This window comes from Terriglobus sp. TAA 43 (assembly GCF_000800015.1).
GTDB lineage: Bacteria > Acidobacteriota > Terriglobia > Terriglobales > Acidobacteriaceae > Terriglobus.
Genome location: NZ_JUGR01000001.1, coordinates 757,426 through 776,356, shown reverse-complemented (window position 1 = coordinate 776,356; position 18,931 = coordinate 757,426). Strand labels below are relative to the sequence as shown.

Here is an 18,931-nt window from a genome sequence, read left to right as displayed (position 1 = left end):
AAAGAGGTGAGGCGATGATTCGTGCACTGTACACAGCCGCCAGTGGAATGAGCGCACAGCAGGCAAACCTGGATACGGTTGCTAACAATCTGGCGAACTCATCGACGACGGGCTTTCGTCGTCGGAATCTTCAGTTCGAAGACATGATGTACCAGAATCTTGTAACGCCTGGAGCAGCGCAGACGACAAGCACAACGCAGGCGGGATTGCAGATTGGGCTTGGGACCCATGCGGTGTCAACGGAAGTCGTAAACACGCAAGGAGACTTTAACCAGACGGGGAACCAGCTCGACCTTGCGATCAGCGGAGCCGGGTTCTTCCAGGTGACGCGGCCGGATGGCACCACGGCATATACGCGCGATGGAAGCTTCCATCTGAATTCATCGGGGCAAATGACGGATGCGAATGGTGAGCTTCTGTTGCCGTCCATCACGATTCCGACGAATGCAACCAATGTCAGCATCTCGCAATACGGAGTGGTAACGGCAACGATTCCGGGACAGACAACTGCGGCGACACTTGGACAGATTCAGTTGGCGACATTCGCGAATCCAGGGGGGCTGAGTTCCGTTGGTGGCAATTTGCTTCTTGCGACAAGTGCTTCGGGAACTCCCATTGTTGACAACCCTGGAGGTAGTACAGGATTGGGTACGCTGCAGCAGGGTTATCTGGAAGCGAGCAACGTCGATGTTGTGGAAGAGTTCGTGCAGATGGTGCTGGCACAGCGCGCCTACGAGAGCAATTCGAAGGTGATTAAGACCGCGGACGATATGTACTCGCAGGTCAATAACATGGTGCGCTGATGCGATCCTGGCGTCTTGTCTTACTGGTTAGTATTTGTCTGTTGCCTGCATCGCTCGTGGCGGAATGTGCTCCTACGCCGGAGATGGCGGCGCGGGCTGCTCTTGGAGAAAACACAAACAGTAGCGTGGGGAACGCAGGCTATCGCCTGGAGGATGTGGAAGTGGATTTGGTACTGCGCCGTGCCTGGGTTCGCGTTCGCCGTTGCGATATGCCAAATGCGCCTGCGGTGCTTGTGCCGATCTCTGTGCCTGTTCGAATGGCCAACTCAGTTGCCAGCAATTCGGAAGCTAAAAACGTTGTGACTGACCGTCGCATCGTTGAGGCTCCGCACCTGATCCTGATTCAACCAGGGCAGTCGGTGCATGCAGTTTTCATTTCGTCAGTGATGCATATGGAAGTGGAAGCGCGGGCGATGGAAGCCGGAAGTGCCGGGAAAACGATTTCGCTTGTGTTGAAGCGAAATCCGGGTACGTCCGCAGATGAACCCGAACACAGAATTCGTGGCACGGTGCGTGCAGATGGTTCGGTAGAGGTAACGCCGTGAACCGCACGAATGTATCGCTGCACAGGCTGCAGTATCGCTTTATTGCGACTAGCGCCGGCGCGCTTCTGCTGTTGGGAATTGTTGTGATGCATGGGCAGGCCAAGGTGGTCACTGCGTCGAGTGCGACGCGTTCCGCGAAAGATCCTGCTGCGGGATCACTCGACGAGTACCTGCGAAGGGTGCACGCGGAATCGATGGCGAACCAACCTGCAGCTGGAGCGATCTGGACAGATGGCAGCCGATTCTCGAGGCTTTCCGCCGATGTGCGCGCGCTTCAGCCGCACGATCTGGTGCAGGTAGTGGTTTCGGAAGGCTTGCAATCGTCAACCGACGGGACTGTGAAAGGAAGCCGTTCTTCCTCGGCAAGTTCAGCGGTGTCGGCTCTCTTTCAAAAACTCTCTGCTGCTTCGGCAGCGCAGAATCTCATCAACATGAACGCGCAGTCCGCGTTGAATGCCCAAGGGCAAAGCGAGAACAACTCCTCATTAAGCACGGTGCTCGGCGGCGAGGTGATAGAAGTGCTGCCGAATGGGATGTTGTTAATCGAGGCAGCGCGCCAGGTGGAGTTTAGCCAGCAGACTCAGACGGTTGTCTTGCGTGGGCTGGTGCGACCAGAGGATATCTCGCAGGCGAATCGTGTTCTTTCCACTTCCATCAGCGATTTAACGTTGCAGGTGCGCGGCCATGGCATCGTTACGGATTACACGCATCGGCCCAACGTGCTGGTGCGACTACTGCAACATGCACTCATCTTTTGAGCTTATGACTTGTTCGCGTACATTCCGTGTTGTTGCAATGGCCGCATTACTATTGCTGGCCCAGCGTCGACTTCTTGCTGACCCTGTTCCTACCGCTGTGCAGCGGCAAGCGCGCATTAAGGACATCGCATCCATTGAAGGCATTCGCGAAAACCAACTTGTTGGTTATGGAATTGTCGTAGGTCTGAATGGAACAGGGGACAGTCAGCAGACGGCATTTCCTGCACAGACGCTGGCGGCGACTCTACTGCGCATGGGGGTTAGCATTCCAGCCACTTCCATCCGCGTGCAGAATATGGCGGCTGTGTTTATTTCGGCATCGCTGCCACCGTTTGCACGATCGGGAACACGGATTGACCTGACCGTTTCTTCTGCCGGTGATGCTCGCAGTCTGGAGGGTGGCCTTCTTTTGATGACGCCGCTCTATGGTGCTGATGGCAAGATTTATGCGGAAGCGCAAGGGCCGCTTGTACTTGGTGGATATTCAGTTTCCACCAATGGAAACAGTAAGTCGATGAACCACCCAACGACAGCGCGGGTTCCCCAGGGAGGTTCCGTGGAACGCGGTGTTGCTCTGGAGATTGCGGGCAAGACGAGCTTTATGTTCCTGCTGCAGGACGCAGATTTTCATAGTGCGGAGTCGGTTGCGTCTGCGATCAACAAGGAGTTGGCACGTCCTGCCGCACATGCCATTAACAGCCGCAGCGTGGAATTGCAGGTGAAGACTGGCGAAGATGTGCCGGAACTGCTGTCCCGCGTGGAAGCAATTGAGGTTGCACTGTACCCCAAAGCGAAGGTTGTGGTGAATGAACGAACCGGGACGGTGGTTATCGGCGGAAATGTGGTGTTGCAGCCGGCATCTATTCTGCACGGTGGTCTTGCAGTGAACATCGTGAGTGAGTTTGAGGTGTCGCAGCCCAATTCGTTTTCGCAGGGGCAGACGAAGGTAGTGCAGCAGACGCAGGTGGACGTGAAGGACAAGCCCGTGAATCGCATCGATCTGAAAGGTGGTTCGACGGTGGAGGACCTTGTACGGAGCCTGCAGATGATTGGGGCATCGGCGCGTGATGTGATCTCCATTCTCCAGGCGATGAAGTCTGCCGGGGCCATGGAAGCAGAGATTGAGGTGCTGTGATGGTTTCTCTGGGATCGATCGTCGACACGCAAACGGAGAACTCTTCGAATGCACTGCGGCACACAAAATTGGTGCAGGCCGCGCAACAGTTTGAAGCGGTGATGATGGGCGAGTTGATGAAACCCTTGGGAAACGGTTCGGCCATTGGAGAGGACGCGGATGAAAGTTCGTCCAATCCCATGCAGAGCTATGGCGTAGAGGCGATGGCGGGTGCCCTAGCGCGTTCAGGAGCTTTGGGCTTTGCCAACAAGATGGTGAAAGCCGTGGAATCGCACGAACAAAAAAATATTGATCAAACGCCTAAAGTTATTTCCCAAGGTGCCGATATGCCGGAGAAAGGGGACTCTCGATGACGCAGACGAATGGGATCGGAAGTAGCGCACTGACGAACGGATTGGTCGATCGGGCGGAGCGCGCGTCACAGGCGGACAAGCAGTCTAAAACGAGTGCTGCAGACGTTTCTAAAGCACAGGCTTCGCAGGATGTTGCCAACTTTAGCGGCGCGGGCAGTGTTCTTGCAGTGGCGTCTGCTAATGCCGATGATGTACGCGCGGATCGCGTGGCCTCTTTGAAGGCCGCGGTTGACTCCGGAAACTATCACGTCTCCGCGGGTGCAGTGGCGGACAAACTTTTGACTTCGATGCTGGAATAGGTATGCACACACTGGTTCAGGCTGCGTCGCGCGCGCTCGCTCGACAGGATGCGGATGAGTTGGAACGCCTGGTTGAGACAGCGTTGGCACAAAGAGCCGATTCGCAGAGTTTGAACCTGCGTGAGTTATCTGATGCAGCCCGTGTCCTCTCGCGGCAGGTGCGGATGGCGGAAGTGCATTTGGGAATTTCATCGCAAGTGACCGCGCAGAAAGAGCACAACCCATGGGCTCTTTAATCGGTCTGCTTCATCTCAGCTCAAGCGCCCTCGCAGCGGACCAGGCCGCGCTTTCTGCGACCGCTTCGAACATCAGCAATCAAAATACCGATGGCTACACGCGCCGTGTTGCCAGTTTTTCCGATACAGACACGGTGAATGTAAACGGTGTGTCGACCAGTTCTGGGGTTACGGCGACCATTACGGCACAACGGGACCGTGTTTTGCAGCGATCCTTGCAACAAGCTACGGAGGCGTCAAGCGCCAGCACCGCCCGGACGACTGCGCTGGATAATCTGCAGTCGTTATTCACGATCGATAGCTCTGGTGATGATGCGTCGGGGATTGGTGCTGCCATCAGCAACTTCTTTAACAGTATGACCTCGCTTGCATCGTCGCCGTCGGATACCAACGCGCGGCAGACCGTCTACACCGCTGCGCAGGCGCTGGTTACGACGATGAATCGGACGGCTTCGCAAGTATCCTCGCAAACGGCATCGCTGAATCAACAAATTAGTATCTCTGTGGATCAGGTCAACAGTCTCCTCATGAACATTGCATCGCTGAACAAACAGATTCAGCAATCTGGGGGACAGGACACGGATGGCTTGCAGGATCAGCGCGACCAGGCAGTTCTTTCACTTTCAAAATTGGTCGATGTAAATACGGTTAGTGCACCAGATGGAACGGTGAATCTCTCACTGTCTGATGGAACACCTTTATTGAGTGGCACGCAGGCGATCAATATGGGCACAGCTACAGTGAATGGCAATGTTCACATTCTTTCGAATGGAAATGACGTCACAGGATCCATTCTCTCGGGTAGCATAGGCGGCCTGTTGCAGGTTCGGGACCAGGATATTCCCGCCGTACAGCAACAGTTGGATGCGGTCGCCGCTGCGATTGCGTCTGCAGTGAATGCTCAGAACGCTGCTGGAACCGATGCCAGTGGGAATGCCGGAGGCAATGTCTTCTCTGGCAGCACGGCAGCGACGTTACAGCTAGCCATCAGCAGCGGCGCTGGCATTGCGGCATCTTCAGATGGAAGCAATGCTGCCGCCATGGGGGCAGTAGCATCACAGGCAATCGTGGGTTCACTAACGGGGGCCGGAGCATTCTCAGCGATGATCACATCGTTGGGACAAACAGTATCGGGTGCCAGCGTAACCAAGTCCGCCAACGATGCCGTCCTGACGCAAACGTCGACGCAGGTAGCGAATGTGTCAGGCGTTTCGTTGGATACGGAAGCCGCAAACCTGACGCAGTATCAGCGTTCGTACGAGGCGGCGGCGAAGGTGCTTTCTATTGTGAACGAGTTAATGGCGCAGGCGATCAACCTTGGTCAGCAGACCACCGCCTCGTAGCGCAAGGGGAGATGATTCATGTTGAATAGCACGACCTCGCTGCAACAGATGCTTTCGTCGCTCTCCAATCTGAGCGATCAGCAGACACGCATCTCGCAGGAAATGTCATCCGGTCTCCGCATTACTTCGCTGGGTGATGATCCCGTGGCGTCGGGCCAGGCGGTTATCATGGCCGATACCTTGCGACAGGATGGGGCGTTTCTGTCCACAGCCAGCAATGCGACGAATCGCATGCAAGCTGCTGATACTGCGTTGGGCTCTGTTGTGTCGCAGCTGACCTCGGCTATCAGCACTGCAACGGGGGCGCTGAACGATACGGGGAACGCAACGACTCGTAACATTAGTGCGCAGTCACTGGCTGCTATTCGTGACTCGATCCTCTCGCTTGCGAACAGTAGTTATGGTGGCGCATATCTGTTTTCCGGATCTTCCGCCGCAGTCCCTTTCTCTGAAGATGCGTCTGGAAATGTGACCTATACCGGTAATCAAGACATCACAAGTGTTGCGCTGACATCTGGCGGGTCTGTAAATACCTCTCTTCCAGGGAGCAGCGTTTTCACTGCTTCCGGAACGTCTGTATTTGATGCCTTAAATAACATCATTACCGCACTACAGAGCGGGACGACGACAAATGCTACATCGTTAGTAAGCGGCTTACGGGACGCACTGAATGGTGTCATTTCGCAACGTTCCGTTTTGAATTCTGCGCAGAGTCGCCTTTCGGGGGAGAGCGATTACATCACGGCACAGAAGACCAATGTTCTGGCACAACAATCCACACTGCTGTCTGCGGATACACCGACGCTTGCAACGGAGCTTTCGGCTGTGACTACGCAACGTTCTGCCTTGCTGAGCACGATCGCCGCGATGCAAAAGGGAAGCCTCTTCGACTATCTCTAAGACAGCGCAACTCTCATATCCGGTACACTCGGCATGTGATTGGTGCAGTTAGTTTTCTTTGGAACAGCACGCGCGGTTCTCGCTTGCGCCCCTGGCGGAGTGCTTATCTTCGTTGGCGTCTGGAGACATACTCGGGAATGCACGCCGAGGATATCGGCGCAAATGAAGTATTTGGTTTCCTTTGGGCTGAGAAGCGGCAGTTTCTGCATTTTCTTCGTTGGACCGATGAGATCCGCAAAGAGAGCAAGACTCCACATGTCTGAGACGCATTCTTTTAGCCGCAGAGAGTTGTTGCAGGGGGCGTCAATGTTGGCGGCCACTACCGCGATGACTGCGTTGACAGGATGTGGACCCAAGCGGTCGTCGAGTTCTGGGCACGGATTGCCGGGCGTGGATGTGAGCGGATCACACTCGTTGAAGGCACATGCGATGGATGCGCGGATGCTGTTTGGCTTCGCGGTGAACACGCAGAAGTTACGCGACGATGCAGCCTATCGCGCTCTTGTGGAGCAACAGTGCAGCATTATCGTGGCCGAAAATGCGATGAAGTGGCAGGCACTGCGTCCGGCCATCGATCAGTTCTCCTTCGCAGATGCGGATGCATTGGTGGAATTTGCCGCTAGCCGTCATATCCGTTTGCGAGGCCATAACCTTTGCTGGCACGAGGCGTTGCCGGAGTGGTTTGCGAAACAGGTAACGGCGGTGAACGCACGTCAGTTACTGCGGGATCATATTCGCACTGTTGCTGGTCGCTATGCCGGGCGGATGCATTCCTGGGATGTGGTGAATGAGGCGATCGATGTGAAGGATGGTCGTCCAGATGGCCTTCGCAACACACCCTGGCTGCAACTGATTGGCACGGATTACATCGAGATGGCGTTTCGTGTGGCGCGCGATGCCGATCCGTCGGCCCTGCTGACATACAACGAATACGGCATTGAGCAGGAGACCCAGGACGCTGCCATGAAGCGTGCGGCGGTTCTGCTGATGTTGCGTCGGTTGAAGCAGCGGAATGTGCCATTGGACGCCGTTGGCATTCAGTCTCATTTGCAGGCGCAGTCCGCGTACGGAACTGGTTTACAGCGGTTTGTTCGTGATTGCCGTGAGATCGGTCTGGAGGTCTTTCTCACGGAAATGGACGTGAATGACCGAACGCTGCCATCGGATATTGCGACTCGGGATATCACCGTTGCCAGGCTCTATCGCAGCTACCTGGATCTTCTGCTGCCTGAAAGAAATGTGACGGCCGTGCTGACATGGGGCGTTTCAGATGCGGGAACTTGGTTGAATAACGGTAAGGATCGGGCGAGGGAAGACGGCTTACCCCAGCGACCTCTGCTATTTGACGATCATCTGCGTGCCAAACCGGCATTTGTGGCGGTGCGGGAGACGTTTGATGCACGACGGCAGGCGGGTGCCTTGCGAAGTACCCCGACACCGCAGAAACCACTGCCGAAACTGTAGGTTGCCTTTGTTCAATCGCCGTCCCGGTGGTATCCTGTTGCGTAGACCAATTCGGCTTTATTGAAATTCAGGAGCACTACAAGACAGTGTTGGCAACAGTGAAAAAGAACGAGATCATCAGCAAGTATCGTGTGCACGATACCGATACCGGCAGCCCCGAAGTGCAGATCGCTATTCTGAGCGAGCGCATCGGCCAGTTGACCGAGCATTTTAAAACGCACAAGAAGGATCATGGTTCGCGCCGCGGCCTGCTGATGCTGGTATCCAAGCGCCGCAGCCTGCTGGATTACCTGAAGAAGAACGACTCCGACCGCTACCGCGAAGTGATCGCGAAGCTCGGCATCCGTAAGTAAATCTTCCTTCAAGTTATTCCGAGGGCCGCTTCTCGTGCATTCATTTATCGGGAGCACCGTATCTGCTGTGCCGGGACGTTATCGTCCCGGCCACACGCTCTTCCTAAGGAGAGTGATCGGTTGAACCTGCCCTTCGGCACATGCAGCGTTTCATTCCGGATATCGTCTGGAACCACCCCGCATCGCAATTTTCAAGGTTTTTCGCGCCATGCAGGCCACTGTGCCGTGCGTGCGCATTCGCGCGTCTGCGCAAATAAGTTTCCATATACCAAAAAGAGAGAACACCCGCTATGAAGCAGGAGATTACCGTTGAACTTGCCGGTGGCAAGAGCATCACATTTGAAACGGGCCGTATTGCCAAGCAGGCGTCTGGCGCAGCTTTCGTAAGCAGCGGCGACACCGTCATTCTGGCAACCGCCGTTGGCGCTCCGGAGCCGAAGGAAGGTATCGACTTCTTTCCGCTGACCGTTGAGTATCGCGAAACAGCTTATGGTGGTGGCCGCATCCCCGGTGGCTTCATCAAGCGCGAAGGACGTCCTTCTGAGAAGGAAATCCTGACCTCGCGCCAGATTGATCGTCCCATCCGTCCGCTGTTCGCCGAGACCTACCGCAACGAGACCCAAGTGGTCGCGTTCGTTTACTCCGCAGATAAGCAGAATGATCCCGATGCGATTGCGATCAATGCCGCATCGTGCGCGTTGGCACTGTCGGATATTCCATTCCTCGGTCCTATCGGCGCGGTTCGCGTCGGTATCGTAGACGGCGAGTTCATCGTGAACCCGACCTACGCGGAGCGCGAGAAGAGCCTGCTGAACATCATGGTTGCCGGTACGAAAGACGGCATCACGATGGTGGAGTCGGGCGCGAAGGAAGTGTCGGAAGACAAGGCTGTCGAAGCGATCGAGTTTGCGCACGCACAGATCAAGCTCATCTGCGCAAAGATCACCGAACTGGCAGAGAAGGCCGGCAAGAAGAAGCGCGCCGTGGCGGAAGCCGAGGACCTCTCGGGTTACTACAACGAGTTGAAGGGCCAGATTGGCGAAGAACTCGCCGACGTCCTGAACACGCAGAAGTACTCCAAGACTGACAGCTATGCGAAGATTGCCGAGATTAAGTCACGTCTGAAGAAGGCTCTTCCGGAAGGCGATGCTGCCGCTGCCAAGCGTTTGGGCAAGGTCTATGAACTGCTGCGCGAAAACATCTTCCGTGACCAGGTTCTGAAGGATCGCATCCGCCCGGATCGCCGCTCGTTTGATCAGGTTCGTGCAATCGACATCGAGGTTGGCGTTCTGCCTCGTACGCACGGATCGGCATTGTTCACCCGTGGTGAGACGCAGGCACTTGTCACTGCAACGCTCGGCACCGCTGACGACGCGCAGCGCCTGGAAACCTACGAAGGCGAAGTGAAGAAGCGCTTCATGCTTCACTACAACTTCCCGCCGTATTCCGTTGGTGAGGTTGGACGTATGACCGGTACCGGTCGCCGCGAAATCGGCCACGGTGCTCTGGCATCGCGTGCGATTGAGGCAGTTCTGCCGGATGAGAAGTCCTCGCCGTACACGCTGCGTGTGGTGTCGGATATCACCGAGTCGAATGGTTCTTCGTCGATGGCTTCGGTCTGCGGCGCTTCGCTGTCGCTGATGCAGGCGGGTATTCCGCTGAAGGCTGCTGTGGCCGGTATCGCGATGGGCCTAGTCAAGGAAGGCGATGACTACGCCGTTCTGACCGATATTGCCGGTGCGGAAGATCACTATGGCGACATGGACTTCAAGGTGGCCGGAACGCGCGAAGGCATTACCGCGCTGCAGATGGACATCAAGATCATGGGCATCACCCCGCAGATCATGCGTGAGGCTCTGGCGCAGGCCAAGGCTGCTCGCATCTTCTTGCTGGACAAGATGGATGCAGTGATTGCGTCGGCTTCGGAAGAGAAGTCGCGCTACGCTCCGCAGATCAAGACGCTGCAGATTCCGACGGACAAGATTCGTGACCTGATCGGACCTGGCGGCAAGGTGATCCGCGGCATTATCGAAGCCACGCAGGTGAAGATCGATGTGGACGACAGCGGCAAGGTCGATGTCTCGTCCAGCGATCCGGACGGCCTGGCACGCGCGATCCAGATGATCAGCGACCTGACGGCAGTTCCTGAGCCTGGTAAGACCTATCTGGGCAAGGTGGTTCGTCTGGCGGAGTTCGGCGCATTTGTCGAAATCTTCCCGGGTACGGACGGCCTGCTGCACGTTTCTGAAATCGCAGAGCATCGCGTAAAGGACGTGAAGGACGAACTGCGCGAAGGCGATCAGGTTCTGGTGAAGGTGCTGGCAATTGAAGGCAACCGCATCAAGCTGAGCCGCAAGGCTGTTCTGAAGGAGCAGCGCGCGAAGCTTGGCCTGCCTGAGCCGGAAACGGAACAGGCAAGCAGCGATCGCGGACCGCGTCCGCCTCGCCCGGCAGCACCTGCTCCGACGGAGACCATCACGCTGGAAGGCGGCGATGACTTCGATGAGGATGATGACCTGGACGACGAGGGCGATGACGAGGGTGGTGAGTCCGAGACCGAAGGTTCGGATGCTTCTGCTCAGAACGGCGAAAACGGTGGTGCACAGGCACAGCGTAAGCGTCGCCGTCGTCGCGGTGGACGTCGTGCGCCCGGTGGCAACAGCGGTGCGCCTCGCGCGTAATACTTGTATGGAATGAGAAGAAGACCGCGGCTAAAGTGCCGCGGTCTTCTTCTTTTGACCTTGCCGCAACAGCCCGCGCCTGCGCATACGCTATCCTGAAGGTGCTTCCACTGTGCTCCCCATCTTTCTTCCCCTGGAAGGCGCGTGAACGCTTCAGCTATACGAAAAGTACTTTGGATATACCTGCTGCTGTTGGTACCGTTGGCATTGTTTTCTGCGCGATACGACGCGTATGCCATCGACGGTGACGCAGTAGCCTACATGGATCTGGCCGACCTGATCCGCGGCCACAACCTGCACGCGGCCGTGAACGGCTATTGGCATCCACTGTATCCGGCGCTTCTGGCGGCGGCACAGACGGTATTTCAGACAAACCGGTGGAATGAATTGGGTGCGTATTACGTACTCAACGTCGCCATCTTCTTTCTGGAAGTAGGCAGCATCCTGCTTCTGGTGCATGGATTGGTGCGGCTGCGGAGACGGCTGGATCCTGCTATGGAGAGTCTGTTCTCAGGCGATTTGCTTGCTCTCTTCAGCCTGTCTCTGCTGGTGATTGCCACTACACGCGAGCTTTCGTTGGGTAAAGTGCGCACGGATAGCCTATTGCAGGCGTTGATACTTTCCGGTGTGGGGCTGTTGCTGGAAGCGCTGGCCGTGGAGGGTAGCGCGGCGTTTGTGTATGCGGGATTGATGGGGCTCACGCTGGGCTTTGCGTATCTGACGAAGTCGTTCGCGTTTCTGCTAGCGCTTCTGTGTGCCGCTGCGCTCGTATCGTTTTCAGTGCTCGTATGTAAACGGCGTATTCCCACGGCGCTTGCGCAGAGCATTGTCGCGTTGGTTGCATTTGGTGTCGTCGCTGGACCGTACATTGCAGCGCTCTCACGTCAGCATCAACGTTTCGATTTCGGTGACTCTGGCAGTTTGAACTACATCTGGTACGTCTCCGGCACAGAGAAGATGCATTTGCAGCAGCGGATGACGGGCTCGTTTGGCTCCGCTACTGTCGAGTTGAAACATCCCGAGCAGGAACTGATGCGAACGCCGGGCGTCTACAGCTATACGCAGATGCAGCACGGGACATATCCACCGTGGTTTGATCCAACCTACTGGAACGATCACATCACTGCGAAGTTTTCGCTGTCGCGACTTATCGCGCGCGACGAGCGAAATGTGGTGCTGATCTTCCGATATCTCTTGAATCATCCGGAGCCACTCCTTCTTCTGCTTGTTCTGTTGCTCACATGCGGCAGGATTCATTGGCTTGGACGGTATGCATGGCCAGCATCGGGACTGGGCATTTTGATATGGGGTATCTACTCGTTAGTGAATGTCGAAGAAAGATACGTTACAGCAGCGTATCTCCTGATTCTGATTGCACTCTTCGCCGCAGTTGAGAAACAAAGGCCCCACGACGGCACGCTCAAGCTTGTTCCTTCTGCCATCATGCTTTTGTTTGCGCTGCTTCCTTTGGGGGCAATGACGCGACAGGCCGCTGAGAATCGACGTCAGCTTTCCATCGTGGGGCAGGTGCCAGCATGGCGAGATGCGCAGATCTTCGGTGCAGCAGAAGGGTTGCGGACTATGGGCCTGCAGCCCGGCGACAGCATTGCCTGTATCGGAACGATTGCCTGCGTTAATGATTTTTACTGGGCGCGTGTGGCAGGCGTTCGTATCGTCGACGAGATTTATGCGCCTGAGTCAAAACATCTCGCCATGCAACTGGATACCATGGCAAACCGGCAACTGGCATACGATGCGCTTCGCAGCCAGGGCGCGAAGGTGATTGTGGGGGCGTTTGACCCAGGAGAGATGAACAACGCACACCCCGCCACAGAAGGGTGGCAACGGCTTGGTGAGACCAGGTATTACGCTCTCCGTTTAAGCCCGAAATCTCAAGTCATGCCATGATGAATGCAATGAGCTCACAAGAAGCCGCACACACAGGTTCGTTGGAACTCACAGTTGTCATGCCTTGTTTGAACGAGGCAGAGACACTCGCCGTTTGCGTCGACAAAGCAATGGCGGCACTGCGAGAAAACAACATCGCAGGCGAAGTTGTTGTCGCGGACAATGGTTCGACCGACGGTTCGCAGCAGATCGCAACAGACCATGGTGCACGAGTAGTTAATGTACCTATCCGTGGTTATGGAGCCGCGCTGAATGCGGGCATTCTTGCTGCGGAAGGCAAGTATGTGTTGATGGCGGACGCGGACGATAGCTATAACTTTGCGCACATTCCGCGCTTTTTGGAAAAGCTTCGCAACGGTGCAGATCTTGTCATGGGCAATCGCTTCGCTGGCGGAATTGGGCCGGGTGCGATGCCACCGTTGCATAAGTACCTTGGCAATCCCGTTCTGAGCTGGATGGGACGCACGCTGTTTCATACGCCGGTTGGCGACTTCCATTGCGGTATTCGGGCCTTCAGCAAGAGCGCCTACGAATCTCTTGCACTGCGCACCACGGGCATGGAGTTTGCCAGTGAGATGGTGGTGAAGGCGTCGCTGCAGAAGCAGAACATTGTTGAAGTGCCGACGACGCTTCAGAAAGACGGACGCAGCCGTCCTCCGCACCTGAAGACGTGGCGCGATGGATGGCGTCACTTCCGCTTTCTGCTGTTGTATTCGCCGCGTTGGCTGTTCCTGTTTCCTGGTCTTACGCTGATGCTTGGCGGCTTTGGATTGATGGCTTGGTTGATGCCTGCCGAGCGCCCTCTAGGCCATGTGAACCTGGGCGTGGATACGCTGGCTTATGCCGCCGCGGCTGTGCTGCTAGGGTTCCAACTTGTGTTCTTCGGTGTTGCGGCGAAGGTATTTGCCATTACCGAAGGTCTTCTTCCAGAGGACGAAAGCTTTAATCGGTGGTTTCAGTACATCACTCTGGAAACCGGCCTGATTGCAGGCGTATTGCTACTGCTGGTCGGTATTGGAATTGCGGTCTCTTCGGTTGTCGGTTGGGCGCACACGGGCTACGGTCATCTTCCTCCAGTGGAGATGATGCGTCGCACGCTCCCTGCGATGTTGTGCCTGATGTTGGGAACGCAGGTCTGCTTCGGCAGCTTCTTCCTTAGCCTTCTTGGTCTGCGTCGCCGGTAAACGGCGAACGCAGGCCTTTGCACAAGCCTGTTTTGTTTACACTAGGCCGCAGATGGCTGCTTCGATGTACATCGTCGTTGAAGGAGACGACCCAGGCTTCGATACGTTCGTGAACGGTCGTGCGCTGGCTCGTAATGAAGACTCGTTGGAGCGCTTGGCGATTCATCTGGGTGTGCGTCCGCTCATTGACTTCTTTTCCGCGGATGACAACGCCATGGCTCTCTTACTCGACGAGGGCGCGGGCGATCCCGAGCTGCAGGGAAGATTGCTTCCGCCGCAGTGGTTCAGCGGGCATGAAGGTTTGGCTACGGTCTCACCCATGCTGCGCGCATTGGAAGAGGACCCCGCACTGATCGGCAGCGAAGGTGAGTTTATTCGCGAAGAGCTTGAAGAGTATGAAACTGTTCTTCGCAAGGTTGCGGATCGCGGTGTGCGTTGGCATCTTGCTGTGAGTTTTCGCTAAGACAAGAATGGAGATGAACTGTGATCGTTGCGCCGCATGAGTATGTAACCCTCGATACCCCCTATGGCCCCATGCGCACGCACATTGTGCGTCCGGCTGCTCCGGGAAAATATCCGGGGCTGGTGTTTTATTCGGAGATCTTCCAGATCACAGAACCTATCCGTCGTACCGCTGCGTTTCTTGCCGGGCACGGCTATGTGGTCGCCATGCCCGAGGTTTACCACGAGTTTCTGCCGGCGGGAGAAGTGCTGGCCTATGACCAGGCTGGCAGCGATGTGGGCAACAAGTACAAGTATGAGAAGGAACTGGCCAGCTATGACGCGGATACACGAGCTGTGCTGGATCATCTGAAATCACGTGAGGATTGCACTGGCGAGCTTGGTGCCATTGGCATCTGCCTTGGTGGGCACCTGTCGTTCCGTGCTGCCTTTGAGCCAGATGTGCGGGCCACGGTGTGCTTCTATGGCACAGACATTCACAAGGGATCGCTGGGCAAGGGACAGAACGACGATTCGTTAGCGCGTGCGGCGGAGATCAAGGGCGAGTTGCTGATGATCTGGGGACGGCAGGATCCGCACATTCCGCTGGAAGGACGCCGCACGATCCTTGCTCGTTTGGACGAGTTGAACCTGCGCTTTGCATGGCACGAGGTGAACGGAGCACATGCGTTTATGCGCGATGAAGGTGCACGGTACGATCCTGAACTGGCCATGCATCTTTACCGAGAGACGCTGGATCTTTTTGCGCGTCGATTGGGCCAGGGCGACCGATAGGGTTACGAGAGGAAGTTCTGCAACCACGGGTCTTCGGTGTGAGTCAGCTCCAACGTGGACCCGTCGAAAACGACTCGTCCTTCGTTCAGCACCAGAAATTTCGTGCTGTTATCCACGCCGCCATCCGGGATGAGTTGTGCCGATTTTGTGGCACTATCCCAATGATGCGTGGCCAGGAAGAACGCGTCCTGCAGACGATGTGTGATCATCACGGAGGCAGTGTGCGATTCGTCACGCTGCTTCAGGATGAGCTCTACAATCGTTGTGGATGTGATGGGGTCCAGGCCGCCGGTGGGCGAATCGTAGAGGATCAAGTCTGGTTTGGTGATCAACGCGCGTGCGATGGAAACGCGACGCCGCATGCCGCCCGAGAGTTCTGACGGAAATTTGTTGATCGCCTGGCTCAGTTCCACGAACTCCAATGACTCTTCGACTCGTTTGTGCGCTTCGGTTGGATCGACACCTTCTTCGTTCAGACGGTAGGCGACGTTGTCTTCCACATTCATCGAGTCAAACAGAGCAGACTCCTGAAAGACCATGCCCACGCGGCGCCGCATCTGGAAGAGTTCCTGCTGCTTCATGGTGGTGATCTCCTGACCGAAGATGCGGATGCTACCGCTGTCCGGTGGGATCAATCCATTGATGATCTTCAGCAGAACGCTCTTGCCGCCGCCTGCGGGCCCAAGCAGGACGCAGGTTTCGCCGTTGTAGAGCGTGAAGCTGACGTCATTGAGAACACGATTGCTATCGAAGGCAATGCTGACGTTTTGAACCTCGAGCACTGGTTCTTTAGGTTTTCCTTCAGGCATTGTGGTCACCGCCCAAAGATGCCGATGGTGAGGCGGCTAATAAGGAAGTCCATCACGATGATCATCACAGAGGACACCACGACGGCCTGAGTGGTGGCTTTACCCACGCCCTGGGTTCCACCCTTGGTGCTGACGCCAAAATAGCAGCCCACCGTGGCGATAATGAACCCAAAGAAGACAGGCTTGGTCATACCCTGGACCACGTCGCCGTAGTTCAGGGCACGATAGCTGTTGCGCCAGTAAGAGTGTGCGTTCAGGCCCAGCATGAACACGCCGACGAGTCCACCGCCGAGCATGCCTACTGCGTCGGAAATGACCGTAAGCCAGAAGAGCATGAACACCGTCGCGGAAACGCGTGGCGCAACCAATTTGCGGACGGGATCGACGCCGAGGGCGCGCATGGCGTCCAGTTGTTCCGTCACCTTCATGGAGCCTAGTTCGCTGGCCATGCCTGAGGCATTACGGCCGGAGACCATCAGGCCCGTCAGCACTGGGCCAAGCTCCTTCACCATGGAGAGCGAAACAAGCGTGCCAGTCATCGAGACGGCGCCAAACTCTTTGAGCGATGAAACAGATTGCAGCGCCAGAACGCAACCGGTGAAAAAGCCCGACAGGATCACGATGGGAAGTGATCCGATGCCGATGGAATCCATCTGCGTGAATATGTCCGAAAAATAGATGGGGCGCGAAAAAAGAGAGCCAATGGAGCGACCGCAGAGCAGGGAATACTCCTGCACGGACCACAGCTTGTCTTTTGCAAATTCAGTTGGCGAAACAAACTTCATCCGTGTGTCGTTGGCCTGCCCTTAAAAGTTTGGAAGTCCCGGTCAAGGTATCAGATGCGAAGAAACGATGATCCGTTTCGCAACCGCTGCTCAACCATGCAACAAGTGAGAAAATAGTAACGAATGGCAAAGACGATGCAAGCCGTAGTTCTCCATGGCAGGGAAGACCTGCGGCTGGAGACCGTTTCTGTTCCGGAAATTGGTCCCGGAGAGCTCCTGGTGCGTGTTGGCGCAGCTTTGACCTGTGGGACGGACCTGAAGGTCTTCCGTCGCGGGTACCACGCCAAAATGCTGGTCCCGCCCACGCTTTTTGGCCATGAGATCGCCGGAACGATCGTAGCCATGGGTGAGGGAGTCGCCGGTTTTCAGCCGGGTGACCGCGTCGTGGCGTCGAACTCGGCACCTTGCGGATCATGCCTGTTCTGTCGACGCGATCAGCCAAACCTGTGCAGCGATCTGCTGTTCAGTAACGGCGCTTATGCCGAGTACATCCGTATTCCAGAACGCATTGTTCAGAAGAACACCCTGCATATCCCGGATGGCGTCCCGTTCGAACACGCTGCCCTGATGGAACCGCTGGCGTGTGTTGTCCTGGGCTTGGAGCAGTGTTTTCCCAAGCCCGGCGACACGCTGGTGGTCATCGGAGCGGGGCCGATCGGACTCATGTTCATCCGTACCGCGCACATCAGCGGATGTCGCGTAATTGCCGTGGTGAAGCGCGATGACCAGATTGCCAGCGCGAAGCGGTTCGGCGCAGACGAAGTTGTCCAAATCACAGAAGGCGTCGATACCGTTGCGGTTGTGCGTGCGCTGACACCTGAAAACGAAGGCGCAGACATTGTGGTGGAGTGCGTCGCCACACCTGCCACTTGGGAGCAGTCCGTGGAGATGGTGCGCAAGGGGGGCACTGTGAACTTCTTCGGTGGCCCGCCCAGCGGCACGGTTGTGGCGTTGGATACCAACCGCCTACATTATGGCGACATTACTCTGAAGGCCACGTTCCATCACACGCCTGCAACCAACCGTCGCGCCTTTGAGTTGATCACCAGCGGACGCATGCATGCGGAAGATTTCATTACTGCGACCGCACCGTTGAGTGATGTGCCTAATGTTTTCGCGAAGATGCTGGTGCGGAGCGACAACCGCATGCTCGACATCAAGACGGCCATCCTGCCTGGGAGTGCGGCATGACTTCCGTAGCAGAACAGCGTCTGGAAGGCGCTCCAGCGGAACTGTTGGAGCCAACCACGCACCCTTCTCTGGAGGAGGCGCAGGCTTGGTGCAAGGCGCTGGCCGAGTCGCACTACGAGAACTTTCATGTAGCGACGGCGTTTCTGCCGAAGCCGCTGCGTCCGCATTTTCATGCGGTATATGCCTTCTGTCGTGTGTCCGACGACTTGGGTGATGAAGTCGCCGATACGGCAACAGCCACGCGTCTTCTGCACACGTGGCGCGAGATGTTGGACGAGTGCTACGACACGCCGGAGTTGTCGCGGCATCCTGTTTTTGTTGCCCTGCGGCCTACGATTGTGGCGTGTGATCTGCCGAAGAAACCGTTTGCCGATCTCATCGCTGCTTTTGAGCAGGATCAGGTGAAGACGCGCTTTGCCACGCTGGCCGAAGACGAAGAGTACTCCGTGTATTCCGCGAATCCGGTGGGTTCGCTGGTGCTGTATCTGTGTGGCTATCGCGAGCCTGCGTTGCATGCATTGAGCGACAAGACGTGCACCGCGTTGCAGCTTGCGAATTTCTGGCAGGACGTAGGCGAAGACCTTCGTCAGCGCGACCGCATCTATCTGCCGCTGGATCGCATGGAGAAGTTTGGCGTGACCGAAGCGGATCTTCGAAGTGGACGCGAGACAGACCGATATCGTGCGATGTTGCAGGAGCTCTGCATGGACACACGCGCGATGTTACTCGAAGGCGCGCCGTTGATTGATCGTGTTGACCGCGAACTTGCTGCGACGCTGCGACTATTTACGCAGGGTGGACTTGCCATCCTAGATGCGATTGCGGCTATTGGATACAACACGCTCAGTCAGCGACCGGAAGTCAGCAAGGCTGCAAAGTTGAAACTGTTGCTTGGAGCCGGACTGAGCAAGCTAGGTGTGCATCGGGGATCGCGGGGGCTTCGCTGAG

At 56.4% G+C, this 18,931-nt stretch carries 20 protein-coding genes; 18 read left to right on the top strand and 2 right to left on the bottom strand.

Annotation, left to right across the window (positions count from 1 at the left end):
• The first annotated feature begins 14 nt into the window (after positions 1-14).
• The 16 genes from flgG to M504_RS03150 all read left to right on the top strand — a co-directional run bounded on the left by flgG (position 15) and on the right by M504_RS03150 (position 15,198).
• Positions 15-803, top strand: a complete 789-nt coding sequence (gene flgG, locus M504_RS03225) for a flagellar basal-body rod protein FlgG (RefSeq protein ID WP_047487916.1) — start codon at positions 15-17, stop codon at positions 801-803.
• A 41-nt stretch (positions 804-844) separates the two neighbouring features.
• On the top strand, positions 845-1,348 hold the full coding sequence (locus M504_RS03220) for a hypothetical protein (protein ID WP_156993483.1): 504 nt from the start codon (positions 845-847) through the stop codon (positions 1,346-1,348).
• Complete coding sequence (locus tag M504_RS03215) at positions 1,345-2,106, top strand: flagellar basal body L-ring protein FlgH (protein ID WP_232296139.1); 762 nt, start codon at positions 1,345-1,347, stop codon at positions 2,104-2,106. The genes M504_RS03220 and M504_RS03215 overlap by 4 nt, the downstream gene beginning before the upstream one ends.
• A 37-nt stretch (positions 2,107-2,143) precedes the next feature.
• Entirely contained in the window at positions 2,144-3,241 is a 1,098-nt protein-coding gene (locus tag M504_RS03210; protein ID WP_232296138.1) for a flagellar basal body P-ring protein FlgI, read from the top strand.
• Entirely contained in the window at positions 3,241-3,594 is a 354-nt protein-coding gene (locus M504_RS03205; protein ID WP_047487907.1) for a hypothetical protein, read from the top strand. The genes M504_RS03210 and M504_RS03205 overlap by 1 nt, the downstream gene beginning before the upstream one ends.
• Complete coding sequence (gene flgM, locus M504_RS03200) at positions 3,591-3,893, top strand: flagellar biosynthesis anti-sigma factor FlgM (RefSeq protein ID WP_047487905.1); 303 nt, start codon at positions 3,591-3,593, stop codon at positions 3,891-3,893. Before M504_RS03205 ends, flgM begins: the two co-directional genes overlap by 4 nt.
• A 2-nt stretch (positions 3,894-3,895) precedes the next feature.
• Entirely contained in the window at positions 3,896-4,129 is a 234-nt protein-coding gene (locus M504_RS03195; RefSeq protein WP_047487902.1) for a hypothetical protein, read from the top strand.
• Complete coding sequence (gene flgK, locus M504_RS03190; protein WP_047487898.1) at positions 4,117-5,472, top strand: flagellar hook-associated protein FlgK; 1,356 nt, start codon at positions 4,117-4,119, stop codon at positions 5,470-5,472. Before M504_RS03195 ends, flgK begins: the two co-directional genes overlap by 13 nt.
• 18 nt (positions 5,473-5,490) lie before the next feature.
• The gene (locus M504_RS03185; RefSeq protein ID WP_047487893.1) at positions 5,491-6,372 is read left to right on the top strand and encodes a flagellin; all 882 of its coding nucleotides are present in this window, start codon (positions 5,491-5,493) and stop codon (positions 6,370-6,372) included.
• A 255-nt stretch (positions 6,373-6,627) separates the two neighbouring features.
• A complete protein-coding gene (locus tag M504_RS03180) occupies positions 6,628-7,836 on the top strand; it encodes an endo-1,4-beta-xylanase (protein ID WP_232296137.1) in 1,209 nt (402 codons plus the stop codon).
• A gap of 86 nt (positions 7,837-7,922) precedes the next feature.
• Positions 7,923-8,189, top strand: coding sequence for a 30S ribosomal protein S15 (gene rpsO / locus M504_RS03175; protein ID WP_047487890.1), 267 nt, complete (start codon positions 7,923-7,925; stop codon positions 8,187-8,189).
• Between the two features lie 290 nt (positions 8,190-8,479).
• Positions 8,480-10,870 (top strand): polyribonucleotide nucleotidyltransferase, encoded by a 2,391-nt coding sequence (gene pnp, locus M504_RS03170; protein ID WP_047487887.1) that lies wholly within the window; start codon positions 8,480-8,482, stop codon positions 10,868-10,870.
• Positions 10,871-11,014: 144 nt separating this feature from the next.
• Positions 11,015-12,778 carry a hypothetical protein gene (locus M504_RS03165; protein ID WP_156993480.1) on the top strand — a complete coding sequence of 588 codons (1,764 nt, stop codon included), beginning with the start codon at positions 11,015-11,017 and terminating at the stop codon, positions 12,776-12,778.
• Between the two features lie 8 nt (positions 12,779-12,786).
• Entirely contained in the window at positions 12,787-13,962 is a 1,176-nt protein-coding gene (locus M504_RS03160) for a glycosyltransferase family 2 protein (RefSeq protein WP_047493252.1), read from the top strand.
• Between the two features lie 52 nt (positions 13,963-14,014).
• A complete protein-coding gene (locus tag M504_RS03155; protein WP_047487882.1) occupies positions 14,015-14,425 on the top strand; it encodes a hypothetical protein in 411 nt (136 codons plus the stop codon).
• Between the two features lie 20 nt (positions 14,426-14,445).
• Positions 14,446-15,198, top strand: coding sequence for a dienelactone hydrolase family protein (locus tag M504_RS03150; RefSeq protein ID WP_047487879.1), 753 nt, complete (start codon positions 14,446-14,448; stop codon positions 15,196-15,198).
• Between the two features lie 2 nt (positions 15,199-15,200).
• Here the strand turns inward: M504_RS03150 and M504_RS03145 are convergent, their stop codons facing one another.
• The gene (locus M504_RS03145; protein ID WP_047487876.1) at positions 15,201-16,007 is read right to left on the bottom strand and encodes an ABC transporter ATP-binding protein; all 807 of its coding nucleotides are present in this window, start codon (positions 16,005-16,007) and stop codon (positions 15,201-15,203) included.
• Positions 16,008-16,012: 5 nt separating this feature from the next.
• Positions 16,013-16,792, bottom strand: a complete 780-nt coding sequence (locus tag M504_RS03140) for an ABC transporter permease (RefSeq protein WP_047487873.1) — start codon at positions 16,790-16,792, stop codon at positions 16,013-16,015.
• 123 nt (positions 16,793-16,915) lie between these two features.
• Between M504_RS03140 and M504_RS03135 the strand changes: the two genes are divergently transcribed.
• Positions 16,916-17,983 carry a zinc-binding dehydrogenase gene (locus M504_RS03135; protein WP_047487872.1) on the top strand — a complete coding sequence of 356 codons (1,068 nt, stop codon included), beginning with the start codon at positions 16,916-16,918 and terminating at the stop codon, positions 17,981-17,983.
• Entirely contained in the window at positions 17,980-18,930 is a 951-nt protein-coding gene (gene hpnC, locus M504_RS03130) for a squalene synthase HpnC (RefSeq protein ID WP_047487867.1), read from the top strand. Before M504_RS03135 ends, hpnC begins: the two co-directional genes overlap by 4 nt.
• Position 18,931 lies beyond the last annotated feature (1 nt).

What these genes read in the sequence shown, in the direction of transcription:
- flgG (WP_047487916.1), top strand. Translation starts at nt 15, where the DNA reads ATGATTCGTGCACTGTACACAGCCGCCAGTGGAATGAGCGCACAGCAG.
- M504_RS03210 (WP_232296138.1), top strand. Translation starts at nt 2,144, where the DNA reads ATGGCCGCATTACTATTGCTGGCCCAGCGTCGACTTCTTGCTGACCCT.
- M504_RS03205 (WP_047487907.1), top strand. Translation starts at nt 3,241, where the DNA reads ATGGTTTCTCTGGGATCGATCGTCGACACGCAAACGGAGAACTCTTCG.
- flgM (WP_047487905.1), top strand. Translation starts at nt 3,591, where the DNA reads ATGACGCAGACGAATGGGATCGGAAGTAGCGCACTGACGAACGGATTG.
- M504_RS03195 (WP_047487902.1), top strand. Translation starts at nt 3,896, where the DNA reads ATGCACACACTGGTTCAGGCTGCGTCGCGCGCGCTCGCTCGACAGGAT.
- flgK (WP_047487898.1), top strand. Translation starts at nt 4,117, where the DNA reads ATGGGCTCTTTAATCGGTCTGCTTCATCTCAGCTCAAGCGCCCTCGCA.
- M504_RS03185 (WP_047487893.1), top strand. Translation starts at nt 5,491, where the DNA reads ATGTTGAATAGCACGACCTCGCTGCAACAGATGCTTTCGTCGCTCTCC.
- M504_RS03180 (WP_232296137.1), top strand. Translation starts at nt 6,628, where the DNA reads ATGTCTGAGACGCATTCTTTTAGCCGCAGAGAGTTGTTGCAGGGGGCG.
- pnp (WP_047487887.1), top strand. Translation starts at nt 8,480, where the DNA reads ATGAAGCAGGAGATTACCGTTGAACTTGCCGGTGGCAAGAGCATCACA.
- M504_RS03160 (WP_047493252.1), top strand. Translation starts at nt 12,787, where the DNA reads ATGAGCTCACAAGAAGCCGCACACACAGGTTCGTTGGAACTCACAGTT.
- M504_RS03155 (WP_047487882.1), top strand. Translation starts at nt 14,015, where the DNA reads ATGGCTGCTTCGATGTACATCGTCGTTGAAGGAGACGACCCAGGCTTC.
- M504_RS03145 (WP_047487876.1), bottom strand. Translation starts at nt 16,007, where the DNA reads ATGCCTGAAGGAAAACCTAAAGAACCAGTGCTCGAGGTTCAAAACGTC.
- M504_RS03140 (WP_047487873.1), bottom strand. Translation starts at nt 16,792, where the DNA reads ATGAAGTTTGTTTCGCCAACTGAATTTGCAAAAGACAAGCTGTGGTCC.
- M504_RS03135 (WP_047487872.1), top strand. Translation starts at nt 16,916, where the DNA reads ATGGCAAAGACGATGCAAGCCGTAGTTCTCCATGGCAGGGAAGACCTG.
- hpnC (WP_047487867.1), top strand. Translation starts at nt 17,980, where the DNA reads ATGACTTCCGTAGCAGAACAGCGTCTGGAAGGCGCTCCAGCGGAACTG.